We start from the raw sequence: 13617 nt of genomic DNA, 5'->3' as shown, positions 1-13617 counted from the left end.
TTTTGTATGTTCAAAAATAGGAATAAAACAAGAGTTACTATGGATAAATCTGATAAAATTATAGTTGGAATTTCGATTGGAGATTTAAATGGAATTGGTGTAGAAGTAATTCTAAAAACCTTTAGAGATAAGAGAATGCTAGATTTTTGTACTCCAGTAATTTTTGCAAGTTCTAAAGTTGTTTCTTATCATAAAAAAGCACTTAAATTAGAAGTCCCTGTTCAAGGAATTACTTCTTTAAATCAGATAAATCACACTAAAATGAATGTGTTAAATATTTGGAAAGAAGAAGTTGCAATTGAATTAGGAAAAGCTACCAAAGAATCTGGTAGTTATGCCGCAAAGTCTTTGTCTGCTGCTGTAAAAGAGCTTAAAGAAAGTAAAATTGATGTTTTATTAACTGCACCAATCAATAAAGATACAGTTCAATCTGACGAATTTAATTTTCCAGGACATACAGAATATTTAGAGGCAAATTTAGACGGTAAAAGTTTAATGATTTTAATGACAGATGAATTAAGAATAGGGCTTATTACTGGGCATATTCCTATTTCTAAAGTGGCAGAAACCATTACTCCAGAATTAATTAAAGAAAAAGTTGATACGATGTCTAATTCTTTGGTTAAAGATTTTGGAATTAGCAAACCTAAAATTGCGGTTTTATCTTTAAATCCACATTGTGGAGATAAAGGTGTAATTGGTAAAGAAGATGATGAAATCATAAGACCTACAATTAATGAAATTAAAGAATCAGGCAAATTAGTTTTTGGTCCTTATGCTGCAGACGGTTTTTTTGGCTCAGAAACGTATAAGCAATTTGATGGTGTTTTAGCAACCTACCATGACCAAGGTTTAGCTCCTTTTAAAGCATTGTCTTTTGGTAATGGAGTTAATTATACAGCAGGATTAAACAAAATTAGAACCTCTCCAGATCATGGAACTGGTTTTGATATTGCAGGAAAAAACTTAGCAAACCCTTCTTCTTTTAAAGAAGCATTATTTACTGCTATTCAGGTTTTTAAAACAAGAAAAGAGTATAATGAGTTATCGAAAAACCCTCTTTTAGTAAAGAAAAATTCTTTTTAAAGAAAAGATTGTAAAATAATATTTTTTTATATCTTTGCACGCTCAATTGATGTTTGGTAATGAAAGACTTAAAACAATTCAACATACAGTTTGTAGGATTAAAAGAAGGAAAACATTTATTTGAATACGAAATTGACAACACGTTCTTTGAAGCTTATAATTTTGATGAATATAATAACTCATCAATCAAAGTATCATTAGATTTTGTAAAAAAAAGTACTTTATTTGAGTTAACTTTTAAAGCAAAAGGTTTTGTAGAAGTTCCTTGTGATGTTACAAGTGAGTTATTCAATCAAGAAATAACATCTACTTTGCCAATAGTGGTAAAATTTGGTCCAGAATTTAACGATGATAATGAGGAAATATTAATTTTACCACACGAAGCGTATGAATTTAATGTTGCTCAGTTTATTTATGAAATGATAATTTTATCAGTTCCAAATAAAAGAGTTCATCCAAAAGTTTTAGATGGTACAATGCAATCAGAAACGTTAAATAAGTTAAAAGAATTAGAAATAAAAGAAGTAAATACTGTTGAAAAAACAGACCCAAGGTGGGATAAATTAAAGAATTTAATAACAGAAAAAAAGACATAAAATGGCACATCCTAAAAGAAAAATATCTAAAACTAGAAGAGACAAAAGGAGAACACATTATAAAGCAGTTGCTCAACAAATTGCTACAGACCCAACAACTGGTGAAGCACATTTATATCACAGAGCACATTGGCATGAAGGTAAACTATACTACAGAGGTCAAGTAGTATTAGAATCTGCTGCTGCAGAAGCATAAAAAAGAATCAAAAGTTTTTTAAAAACCCTCATTATTGAGGGTTTTTTTGCTTTTTTTAGTTAAAAGTTCTCTTTTTTGATGAATTTTAACTGAAAAAGTGTAATAAAATTCATTACTTTTGATTCTCCTAACTATATGGAAAACAACTAAAATTATGGCAAAAATTACTGCAGCAATTACAGCAGTTGGAAAATATGTTCCTGAGTATGTATTAACAAACAAAGAGTTAGAAACGCTTGTAGATACAAATGATGATTGGATTACCTCAAGAACAGGTATTAAAGAAAGAAGAATACTTAAAGGAAAAGGCTTAGGTACTTCTTTTATGGCAATAAAAGCAGCAGAAGATTTATTGCAAAAATCAAACTCTAATCCAGAAGAAATAGATTTAGTAATTGTAGCAACAGCTACACCAGATTTACCAGTTGCTGCCACAGCAGCTTATGTAGCAACAGAAATAGGAGCTATAAATGCATTTGCTTACGATTTACAAGCAGCTTGCTCTAGTTTTTTATATGGTATGTCTACAGCATCTAGTTATATAGAGTCAGGTAGATATAAAAAAGTGCTTTTAATTGGAGCAGATAAAATGTCTTCAATTATAGATTACTCAGACAGAGCAACTTGTATTATTTTTGGTGATGGTGCAGGAGCTACGTTATTAGAACCAAATACAGAAGGTTTAGGATTACAAGATGAGTTTTTAAGAAGTGATGGAATAGGAAGAGACTTTCTTAGAATAGAAGCAGGTGGTTCTATAATGCCACCCACCAAAGAAACTGTTGCGCAGAATAAACACTTTGTGTATCAAGAAGGAAAAACTGTATTTAAATATGCTGTTTCTAATATGGCAGATGTAGCAGAAAAAATGCTAACTAGAAACCATCTTACAGAAAAAGATATACAATGGCTAGTTGCACACCAAGCAAATAAAAGAATTATTGAGGCTACAGCTAATAGAGTAGGAGTATCATCAGAAAAAGTAATGATGAACATTCATAGATATGGCAATACAACATCAGCTACTTTACCGCTTTTATTAGCAGACTATGAAAGAGAATTAAAAAAAGGAGATAATCTAATCTTTGCTGCATTTGGTGGCGGTTTCACATGGGGAGCTGCTTTTGTAAAATGGGCGTATAATTCATAATAACAACAACTAAACAATAAGAAGTATGGATATTAAAGAAATTCAAAATCTTATAAGATTTGTAGCTAAATCTGGCGCAAGCGAGGTAAAGTTAGAAATGGAAGATGTAAAAATTACTATTAGAACGGGTTCTGCAAAAACAGAAACAACTATTGTACAAGCTGCACCAATGGCTGGAGTTCCGCAAGTTGCTGCGCCTATTGCAGCACAACCTGCTGCACCTGAAGATGCAGCTCCAAAAGCTGAAAGTGATGATTCTAAATACATCACAGTAAAATCTCCAATTATAGGAACGTTTTACAGAAAACCAGCACCAGATAAACCAAATTTTGTTGATGTAGGTTCAGAAATTTCTGTAGGAGATACAGTTTGTGTTATAGAAGCAATGAAATTATTTAATGAGATAGAATCTGAAGTATCAGGTAAAATAGTTAAAATTTTAGTTGATGATGCTACTCCTGTAGAATTTGATCAACCTTTATTTTTAGTAGACCCATCATAAATAATTACGAATTATGAATTACGAATTTTAAAACTCGTAATTCACAATTTATAATTCATAATTTTTATACTATGTTTAAAAAAATATTAATTGCCAATAGAGGCGAAATAGCATTACGTGTTATTAGAACCTGTAGAGAAATGGGCATTAAAACGGTGGCTGTTTATTCTACTGCAGATGAAGAAAGTCTGCATGTTAGATTTGCAGACGAAGCAGTTTGTATTGGTCCAGCACCTAGTTCTGAATCTTACTTAAAAATGCCGAATATAATTGCAGCAGCAGAAATTACAAATGCAGATGCAATTCACCCTGGTTATGGTTTTCTTTCTGAAAATGCTAAATTTTCTAGATTGTGTGAAGAACATGGAATTAAGTTTATTGGAGCAACTGGAGATATGATTGACCAAATGGGAGATAAAGCAAATGCAAAATCGACTATGATTGCTGCTGGAGTGCCTTGTGTTCCTGGAAGTGAAGGTGTAATTGTAGATTTTGAAGATTGTAAAAAAGTTGCTTTAGAAACAGGATATCCTGTTATGTTAAAAGCATCTGCTGGTGGTGGTGGTAAAGGAATGCGTGCTGTTTGGAAACCTGAAGATTTAAAAGAAGCTTGGGACTCTGCAAGACAAGAGTCTAAAGCAGCTTTTGGTAATGATGATATGTATATGGAAAAGCTTATTGAAGAGCCAAGACATATAGAAATTCAAATAGTAGGAGATTCTTTTGGCAAAGCTTGTCATTTATCTGAAAGAGATTGCTCGGTTCAAAGACGTCATCAAAAACTAACAGAAGAAACACCATCTCCTTTTATGACTGATGATTTAAGAAAAAGAATGGGAGAGGCAGCTGTAAAAGCTGCAGAATTTATTAAATATGAAGGCGCAGGAACTGTTGAGTTTTTGGTAGATAAGCATAGAAATTTCTACTTTATGGAAATGAATACGCGTATTCAGGTAGAACACCCAATAACTGAAGAAGTTGTAAACTACGATTTAATAAGAGAACAAATTTTAGTAGCTGCAGGTGTGCCAATTTCTGGTAAGAATTATTACCCACAGATGCACTCAATAGAATGTAGAATTAATGCAGAAGATCCGTATAATAATTTTAGACCAGCTCCAGGTAAAATAGAAACTTTTCATTCTCCAGGAGGCCATGGAGTAAGAATTGATACCCATGTTTATGATGGTTATATGATTCCGCCAAATTACGATTCTATGATTGCTAAATTAATTACTACTGCTCAAACAAGAGAAGAAGCAATTAATAAAATGAAACGTGCTTTAGACGAGTTTGTAATAGAAGGTGTAAAAACAACAATACCTTTTCATAGACAATTAATGGATCATCCAGATTATGTTGCTGGGAATTATACAACTAAGTTTATGGAAGATTTCGAAATGAAATAAATAAACAATAGTTTAGTTTAAAATTTAGATAAAAATAGAGAATACAATATGTGTTCTCTATTTTTTTTATCTTTATAGTTAAAGAATAAAATATGAAGATTGACGGAATTGACAAAAAAATTATCAGAAGTTTGGTAAAAGATGCAAGAACACCAATACTCAGTATTGCCAGAGAAGTTGGTATTTCTGGAGCTGCAATTCATCAAAGATTAAAGAAATTAGAAAAATCTAAACTCATAGATGGTTATTATATGAAAATAAACCAACAGTCTTTAGGATATACTACCATTGCTTTTGTTGGTTTATATTTAGAAAAAACTGCAGTAATGTTATCAATAATTAAAAGATTAAAAGAGGTTCCAGAAATATTAGAAAGTCATTATACAACTGGTAATTTTACAATATTTATTAAAGTGTTATGTAAAAATAATGAAGATTTAATGAGCGTTTTAGATACTAAAATTAAAACGATTAACGGAGTCTCTAAATTCGAATCGTTTGTTTCTCTAAACCAACAAATTGATAGACAATTATTTATATGATAAATATTTAAACAGTAAAACTTTACCATTTAACGAGATTTTTAAGCAAATAGACTAACAAAATTTTTTGATATTATTTATTTGTTGATTTTTACAACATCAAACAAAATAAATTAGATTAAATGAAATCCCTCTCTATTTTACTAATTGATGATGATGAAATTGAAAGAATGAAGTTTAAAAAAGTCTGTAAAAACCTTAGTTATACTTGTTCTATTGTTGAAGCTAATAATGGTAAACAAGCTTTAAAGTTTTTATCTATCCCAAAAAACATATTCAATATTATTGTTTTAGATTTGCATATGCCAGAAATGAACGGGCTAGAACTTCTAGAAAAATTAAAAGCAAATCGTAAGTATAAGAGTATTCCTATTATTATAATGTCTAATTCAGATGATAATAGCGAATTAAAAAAATGCTACGATTTCGGAATTTCTGGTTATTTTACCAAACCCGCAGAATATTCTAAATATTCTAAAAAGGTAAAATCTTTATTAAAATACTGGAATCAAAATGAACTTATTTGTTAGTAGAATTTTAAAGCCAATTTAATTAATATGGAAACCCCCAATTTAAATTATATACAAGAGCTCTCAGGTGGAGATATTGTTTTTGAAGAAAGTATTATAAATATTTTAAAAAAAGAATTTCCAAAAGAAGCCTCTCTTTTTAAAGAGAATTTTGAAAATAAAAATTTTGAGAAGTCTGCAAATAATGTTCATAAAATTAAACATAAGATAAGTATATTAGGAATGCCAAAAAGTTTAGAAGTTGCTTCAGCTTTCGAAAACCAACTCAGAAAAGGTAATACAGAACTATATTCAGATTTTTTTAAAATTCTTAATAAAATTCATGTATATTTAGGGTGCTAATATTACCTCTAAATTACTATGAATTGTATAATTATAGATGATGATGCTACTGCAAGATTAATTGTAAATCAGTTATGTAACAACTTTAAGCAACTATTTGTTAAAGAAGAATTTAGTTCTGCAATAGATGCCATAAAGTATTTGAATTCTAATGATATAGATCTAATTTTTTTAGACATTCATATGCCAACCTTTTCTGGCTTCGATTTTATTAAAACATTAAAATCTCCTCCAAAAATAATATTAACTACTTCAGATAAAAACTTTGCGTTAGAAGCTTTTGAATATGAGTGTGTTGTAGATTATTTAGTAAAACCTATAACTAAAGAAAGATTTGAAAAGTCTTTACATAAATTATCTATATTAGATAAAAAAAGCACTTCTAATAATAGTAATAAAACTTCTAAAAATGAAACTGAAGCTAGCTTTATTTATGTAAGTGTAGATAGAAGGCTTATTAAAATTAGTATTGCTGACATTTGTTTTGTTGAAGCAAAAGGAGATTATATTAGCATAAAAACAGAACAAAAAAATTATATAGTACATTCTACATTAAAAAAGATTGAAGATAAATTACCATCTTCATTATTTTTAAGAATACATCGCTCTTATATTATTAATATTTCTGAAATTATTGATATAGAAGATAATAGCGTTTTAATTCAGAAAAGTGTAATTCCTATTAGTAGGTCTAATAAAGGTGAATTAATGAAAAGATTAAACTTGTTATAATTTAGCTTACCATTTATCTGTTAAAAATTACTTTTTAACGATATTCTAAACACTTTTATCGAAACTTTTTCTAAAATAGTTATATCAGATGTAAATTTGATATATAATTAATAGCAAGAGATTAATTAGTTTAGGTTAAAAATAATCAATCATAAGTTGGGGGATTTATAGATTGAAATAAAAAGAGTCGATTTTTTAAAATTGACTCTTTTTTTGTTTAACTAAGTTTTTTGTTTTTATTATTTATACCATTTCTCATTTAAAATAACCGTAATAAAAACGCATTTTTTTCCTTTCTATTTCAGAATAAAAAAGCAGAACCAGACTATATTTTTCTTCATTCTACAAAGAATAATAACAATCTTTTATCTTTCAATTTTTTTTTGATAAAGATTCATAAATATAATTAAAACCGTACCAGTTCGTACTAGTTGTTTTTTAAGTTGAAATTTTATACATTTGTAAAATGGAAATTTTAACACTACAAAAACAATCTGGAATTCCTAAATACAAACAAATTGTTGCTTCTATAGAAGAAGCTATTGTAAACGGGGTGTTAAAAAAAGGAGATAAATTGCCTTCTTTAAATGTTATAAAAAAAGAAAATGCATTATCTAGAGATACTGTTTTAGCTGCTTTTAACGAATTAAAAAACAGAGGAATTATTCATTCTGTAGTTGGCAAAGGGTATTATGTTTCTAGCGAAGACATACAAGTTGAACAAAAAATATTTTTACTTTTCGATGAATTAAATTCGTTTAAAGAAGACTTGTACAATTCATTTTTACAGAATTTAGGAGATAATGTACAGGTAGATATTTTCTTTCATCACTTTAATAATAATATTTTTAATAAGTTAATAAACGATAATATTGGCAACTACAGTTATTATGTAATTATGCCTGCTAATCTTGTGGGTACTGAAAAAAGCATTAAAAAATTACCAGCTGAAAAGGTGTATATTTTAGATCAATTACCAAAAGAATTAAAAAATTACGCGGCTATTTATCAAAACTTCGAAAAAGATATTTTTAATGGATTGTTAGAAATATTACCAACCCTAAAAAAATATAAAAAACTAATTCTAAATTTTTCCGAAGAAAAACAACCTCAAGGAATTTTAAAAGGATTTAAAGAATTTTGTTTTCAGTATAAAATTCAGAACCAAGTTATATCAACATTAAATAATAAAACACCACAAAAAGGAGAAATATACCTATTGTTAGATGATAGAAACCTGATTAGAATTATAAAAAAAATAAAAGAACAACAGCTAATTTTAGCAAAAAATATAGGCATTATTTCGTTTAATGATACAATGTTAAAAGAAATTGTAGAAAACGGGATTACCACCATTTCTACCGATTTTAAGTTGATGGGGCAAAAATTGGCAGAAATGATTTTGAATAATAAGCAAGAAAAAATTGAAAACCCAAGCAAATTAATTGTAAGAAATTCAATATGAATGTATAACATTAAAAAAACTAAATACAGAGGTTTAAGCTATATAGAAATTTCAAATGCAAATGCATCTACAAAAGCAAAGATTTCTTTAAATGAAGGCGCAAGAATATGTGATTTAAAACTTGACAATGTCTTTATAATTAAAGAACAACCAAATTTTGAATATGCAGATTCTTATGCATCATCAATATTGTTTCCTTTTGGAAGTAGAATTAAAGAAGGAAAATATTCTTTTAAAGGTAAAAATTATCAGTTTAATTGTAATGAATCTTCAAGAAAAAATGCACTTCATGGATTAATTTATAATAAAACTTTTGAATTGATAGAAAAAAATATTAGCGCTAAAAAATCTTCCATAAAATTACGTTACCAAGAAAAAAATAAATCAAAAGGATTTCCTTTTACTTATGATGTTGTTTTAAAATATACGCTTTCAGAAAAGGGTTTAGAATTGGCTGTTAAAATAAAAAATACAGATACAAAACCTTTTCCTTTTACTTTGGGATGGCATCCGTATTTTGTAAGTGAAGATATTTTTAACAGTTTTTTATCTTTTAAAAGTGATAAAAAAATTGAGTTTGACAAGAATTTAATCACAAAAGAAATTATCGATTTTACTACCGAAAATCCTCTTAAAATCGAAGACAAACAATTTGATAATTGTTTTGTTTTAGAAGATTATAAAGTTGGGTTTACAACGCCAAATTATCAATTAGAAATAACAACAGATACTAAAGAAAACTTTCTGCAAGTTTACACACCAAAAGATAAACCTGTAATTGCAATAGAACCAATGACAGGAATTTCTAACAGTTTTAATAACAAGATAGGATTACAAGTTTTAGAACAGGGTAAGGAATATTTAGTTGCTTGGAAAGTAAATATCAAAACAGCTTAAATAAAATTTAAAATGAGCTTAACATTATTAAAAGAAGTTAAAAAGGAGTTTGTTAAAACATTTAAAATAGAACCTTTACTTGTTTTTTCGCCAGGTAGAATAAATATTATTGGAGAACACACAGATTATAATGGTGGCTTTGTTTTTCCGGCTGCAGTAGATAAAGGCATTGCAGCTGCCATTCAAAAAAGCGATACAGGAAATTGTACTGCAATTGCTTTAGATTTAGATAGTACAATTACGTTTGAACTTGATAAATTAAAACCATCAAAAGTAGGAAGTTGGGAAAACTATGTGTTTGGTGTTGTTTCAGAAATTCAGAATAGAAATTTAATAGTGGGCGATTTTAATATCATTTTTAGAGGAAATATTCCAGGAGGTGCAGGTATGTCTTCTTCTGCAGCATTAGAAAATAGTGTTGTTTTTGGTTTAAATGAATTGTTTGATTTAGGACTTTCTAAAACCGAAATGATTTTAATTTCACAAAAAGCAGAACATAATTATGTAGGTGTAAAATGTGGAATTATGGATCAATACGCAAGTATGTTTGGCATTAAAAATAACGCTTTGTTATTAGATTGTAGAACCATAGAATCGAAACCTTACGAAATTGACTTTAAAGATTACCAATTAATATTAATCAATACAAATGTGAAACACAGTTTGTCTGATAGCGCTTATAATGATAGACGTTCTGCTTGCGAAAGTATTGCAGAATTGCTAAAAGTTGATACTTTAAGAGATGCAACTTTAGACGATTTAGAGAAAATTATTGATAAAGTTACTCCAGAAAACTATCAAAAAGCATTGTATGTAATTCAAGAAATAGAGAGAACTCAAAAAGCAGCAAAAGCCATAGAAGAAAATAATTTAGAAAAATTAGGAGCTTTAATTTATGCCTCTCATAATGGATTAAAAAATCAATATAAAGTTAGTTGTGATGAACTAGATTTTTTAGTAGATCAAGCCAAAAAGAACAAACACGTTTTAGGAGCAAGAATGATGGGTGGTGGCTTTGGAGGTTGTACAATTAATCTCATTAGAAGAAGTGAAGTGCAACCGTTTTCAGAATCGGTTTCTAAAGCCTACAAAAACAAATTTAAAAAAGATTGTTCTGTGTATTTTATAGAGCTTTCTCAAGGTACACATTTATCAAAATAATAAAAATGAAAAATACAAATCTGCAAGATTATTCTCACAAAAGGTTTAATATACTTACGGGTGAATGGGTTTTGGTTTCTCCTCATAGAGCAAAACGTCCTTGGCAAGGTCAAAACGAAGAAATATCAAAAGAAAAAAGACCTACTTATGATAAAAAATGTTATTTGTGTGCCACAAATACAAGAATTAATGGAGAAGTAAACCCTGATTATAAAGATGTTTTTGTTTTTACCAACGATTTTGCTGCACTTCAAAAAGACACACCTTCTTTTAATGTAAATGACGGATTGTTAAAAGCACAAAGCGAAACAGGTATTTGTAAGGTAATTTGTTTTAGTCCAGATCATTCTAAAAGTTTAGCAGATATGGATGTTTTAGATATTAAAAAAGTAGTGTATACTTGGCAAAAAGAATATACTTCTTTAGGTAAAAATGAAAGTATAAATTATGTGCAAATTTTTGAAAACAAAGGTGCAGTAATGGGTTGTAGCAATCCCCATCCTCATGGACAAATTTGGAGTCAATCTACCTTGCCAAATGAAGTTGATAAAAAAGACCAACAACAATTACAGTATTTTAAGAAAAAAAATAGCAGTCTTTTAGGAGATTATTTGCAACAAGAATTACAAGCAAAAGAACGTATTGTTTATGAAAACAACGATTTTGTAGTGTTAATTCCTTATTGGGCAATTTGGCCTTATGAAACTATGATTGTTCCTAAAAAGCATCAAAAAAACATTACATTTATGTCAAATAATGAAGCCAAAAATTTTGCTGATGCTATTTCTAAAATCACAAAATCGTACGATAAACTTTTTAACACTTCTTTTCCATATTCTAGTGGTATTCATCAATCACCAACAAACGGAAAAGAAAACAATCATTGGCATTGGCATATGAGCTTTTATCCTCCATTGTTAAGAAGCGCTACTGTTAAGAAATTTATGGTGGGTTACGAAATGTTTGGTTCTCCTCAAAGAGATATTACCGCAGAAATAGCTGCTAATACTTTAAAAAAATTAATTAATTAAACTAATATTATTATGTCATCAAACTTCGAAATTCTTGATTATTTAATATTCATTGTCTACGCTGTACTAATTTTAGGGGTAGGTTTATGGGTTTCTCGTGATAAAAAAGGACATCAAAAAAACGCTGAAGATTATTTTTTAGCAAGTAAATCTTTGCCTTGGTGGGCAATTGGAGCCTCATTAATTGCGGCAAATATTTCTGCAGAACAATTTATAGGAATGTCTGGTTCTGGTTTTGCATTAGGCTTAGCCATAGCTTCTTATGAATGGATGGCTGCACTAACATTAATAATTGTAGGGAAGTATTTTTTGCCTATTTTTATTGAAAAAGGATTGTATACAATTCCTGAATTTGTAGAAAAAAGATATTCTACAAACTTAAAAACTATTCTAGCCATTTTTTGGATTGGCTTGTATGTATTTGTAAACTTAGCTTCTGTTCTTTATTTAGGCTCTTTAGCTTTAGAAACTATTTTAGGAGTTCCAATGGCGTATGGTGTTATTGGTTTGGCATTATTTGCAGCAGCGTATTCTTTGTATGGTGGACTTTCTGCAGTTGCTTGGACAGATGTTATACAGGTAGTATTTCTTATTTTAGGAGGGCTTGTAACAACCTACTTAGCTTTAAACACTGTTTCAGGAGGAGAAGGTGTTCTAGCGGGTTTAAAAACTGTGTATGATGCAGCGCCAGATAGATTTGCTATGATTTTAGACGAAGCGAATCCAGAGTTTAAGAATTTACCAGGAATAGGAGTGTTAGTTGGCGGGCTTTGGGTTGCCAATCTTTATTACTGGGGATTCAATCAATATATTATACAAAGAACTTTAGCTGCAAAATCTTTAAAAGAATCTCAAAAAGGAATATTGTTAGCAGCATTTTTAAAATTATTAATTCCATTAATTGTTGTTATTCCAGGAATCGCTGCTTATGTAATAGTTAACAATCCTGAGTTATTAGCAAATTTAGGAGAAATTGGTCAACAAAATTTGCCAACTTCGGGGCAAGCAGATAAAGCATATCCTTGGTTATTACAATTACTACCAACAGGTATGAAAGGATTAGCTTTTGCGGCATTAACAGCAGCAATAGTTTCATCTTTAGCATCAATGTTAAATTCTACATCAACCATTTTTACGATGGATATTTATAAACAGTATATCAATAAAAATGCAAGCGATAAAGCAACCGTTAATGTAGGTAGATTATCTGCTGGTATTGCATTAATAATTGCAGCAATTATGGCGCCGTTATTAGGTGGTTTAGACCAAGCATTTCAGTTTATACAAGAATACACAGGGATTGTAAGTCCAGGAATTTTAGCTGTATTTTTATTAGGTTTATTTTGGAAAAAAACAACCAACAAAGCAGCTATTATAGGAGCTTTATCTTCAATACCAATTGCTATGTACTTTAAAGTAGCTCCAAAAGGATGGTTTAAAGGTTCATTTTTTGTAGACGTTCCTTGGATGGATCAAATGGGATATACAACAATTCTTACAGCAATTGTTATAATTATTGTTAGTTTAATACAGCACAAAGGAGCTGATGATGCAAAAGGGATACCTTTAAATAAACAAACATTTAAAACATCTCCTTTATTTAATATTGGTTCATTTGCAATAATGATTATTCTAGTTGCACTTTATGCAGCTTTCTGGAAATAAATTAATAATAAGTTTAACTATTTAAAGTTTATATAAAAGCTAAAGAAATCTATAGATTTCTTTAGCTTTTTAGGTTTAAAATAAATATGGTGACTTCTATGATATTAATTATTGATAATCAATAAGTTCGTTATTTTTTTGGTACGCAGATGTCATTCAGACGAAGAATGAGGAAGAATCTCATTAAGATTAAGATTTCTCATCACTCGTAACTCGTTCTTTTGAAATGACAAAACACTGATAATAAGAAACATAGCATCTCAACATAATTCTATGTTATATCGAACACACGTTATTTAAATTCTTTTAGGGG

Annotated in this window: 15 protein-coding genes; all 15 read left to right on the top strand. The window is 29.1% G+C overall.

Annotated features, from left to right (window positions below; translation table 11 throughout):
- Window positions 1–39 precede the first annotated feature (39 nt).
- Window positions 40–1086 carry a 4-hydroxythreonine-4-phosphate dehydrogenase PdxA gene (pdxA, locus tag ACY2RX_RS13490; RefSeq protein WP_490104507.1) on the top strand — a complete coding sequence of 349 codons (1047 nt, stop codon included), beginning with the start codon at window positions 40–42 and terminating at the stop codon, window positions 1084–1086.
- Between the two features lie 59 nt (window positions 1087–1145).
- The gene (locus ACY2RX_RS13485) at window positions 1146–1682 is read left to right on the top strand and encodes a YceD family protein (RefSeq protein ID WP_490104506.1); all 537 of its coding nucleotides are present in this window, start codon (window positions 1146–1148) and stop codon (window positions 1680–1682) included.
- Between the two features lies 1 nt (window position 1683).
- Entirely contained in the window at window positions 1684–1878 is a 195-nt protein-coding gene (gene rpmF, locus ACY2RX_RS13480) for a 50S ribosomal protein L32 (protein WP_490104505.1), read from the top strand.
- A 154-nt stretch (window positions 1879–2032) separates the two neighbouring features.
- A complete protein-coding gene (locus ACY2RX_RS13475; protein WP_490104504.1) occupies window positions 2033–3028 on the top strand; it encodes a beta-ketoacyl-ACP synthase III in 996 nt (331 codons plus the stop codon).
- Between the two features lie 25 nt (window positions 3029–3053).
- On the top strand, window positions 3054–3530 hold the full coding sequence (accB, locus tag ACY2RX_RS13470; protein ID WP_490104503.1) for an acetyl-CoA carboxylase biotin carboxyl carrier protein: 477 nt from the start codon (window positions 3054–3056) through the stop codon (window positions 3528–3530).
- Window positions 3531–3601: 71 nt separating this feature from the next.
- A complete protein-coding gene (gene accC, locus ACY2RX_RS13465; protein ID WP_490104502.1) occupies window positions 3602–4939 on the top strand; it encodes an acetyl-CoA carboxylase biotin carboxylase subunit in 1338 nt (445 codons plus the stop codon).
- Window positions 4940–5031: 92 nt separating this feature from the next.
- Window positions 5032–5481: an Lrp/AsnC family transcriptional regulator gene (locus tag ACY2RX_RS13460; protein WP_490104501.1), complete on the top strand. Its 450-nt coding sequence runs from the start codon at window positions 5032–5034 to the stop codon at window positions 5479–5481.
- A 122-nt stretch (window positions 5482–5603) separates the two neighbouring features.
- Window positions 5604–6011: a response regulator gene (locus ACY2RX_RS13455; protein ID WP_490104500.1), complete on the top strand. Its 408-nt coding sequence runs from the start codon at window positions 5604–5606 to the stop codon at window positions 6009–6011.
- Between the two features lie 27 nt (window positions 6012–6038).
- Window positions 6039–6353, top strand: coding sequence for an Hpt domain-containing protein (locus tag ACY2RX_RS13450; protein WP_490104499.1), 315 nt, complete (start codon window positions 6039–6041; stop codon window positions 6351–6353).
- An 18-nt stretch (window positions 6354–6371) separates the two neighbouring features.
- The gene (locus ACY2RX_RS13445) at window positions 6372–7085 is read left to right on the top strand and encodes a LytR/AlgR family response regulator transcription factor (RefSeq protein WP_490104498.1); all 714 of its coding nucleotides are present in this window, start codon (window positions 6372–6374) and stop codon (window positions 7083–7085) included.
- Window positions 7086–7551: 466 nt separating this feature from the next.
- On the top strand, window positions 7552–8550 hold the full coding sequence (locus ACY2RX_RS13440; RefSeq protein ID WP_490104497.1) for a GntR family transcriptional regulator: 999 nt from the start codon (window positions 7552–7554) through the stop codon (window positions 8548–8550).
- On the top strand, window positions 8551–9447 hold the full coding sequence (locus tag ACY2RX_RS13435; RefSeq protein WP_490104496.1) for an aldose 1-epimerase: 897 nt from the start codon (window positions 8551–8553) through the stop codon (window positions 9445–9447). It begins immediately after the preceding gene.
- A gap of 12 nt (window positions 9448–9459) precedes the next feature.
- Window positions 9460–10608 (top strand): galactokinase, encoded by a 1149-nt coding sequence (gene galK / locus ACY2RX_RS13430; RefSeq protein ID WP_490104495.1) that lies wholly within the window; start codon window positions 9460–9462, stop codon window positions 10606–10608.
- A 5-nt stretch (window positions 10609–10613) separates the two neighbouring features.
- Window positions 10614–11639, top strand: coding sequence for a UDP-glucose--hexose-1-phosphate uridylyltransferase (locus ACY2RX_RS13425; RefSeq protein ID WP_490104494.1), 1026 nt, complete (start codon window positions 10614–10616; stop codon window positions 11637–11639).
- Window positions 11640–11651: 12 nt separating this feature from the next.
- Complete coding sequence (locus tag ACY2RX_RS13420; RefSeq protein WP_490104493.1) at window positions 11652–13304, top strand: sodium/sugar symporter; 1653 nt, start codon at window positions 11652–11654, stop codon at window positions 13302–13304.
- The last annotated feature ends 313 nt before the right edge of the window (window positions 13305–13617 follow it).

The sequence above is a fragment of the Polaribacter sp. 2405UD43-2 genome (assembly GCF_058147125.1).
This window is presented reverse-complemented; position numbering and strand designations above follow the sequence as displayed.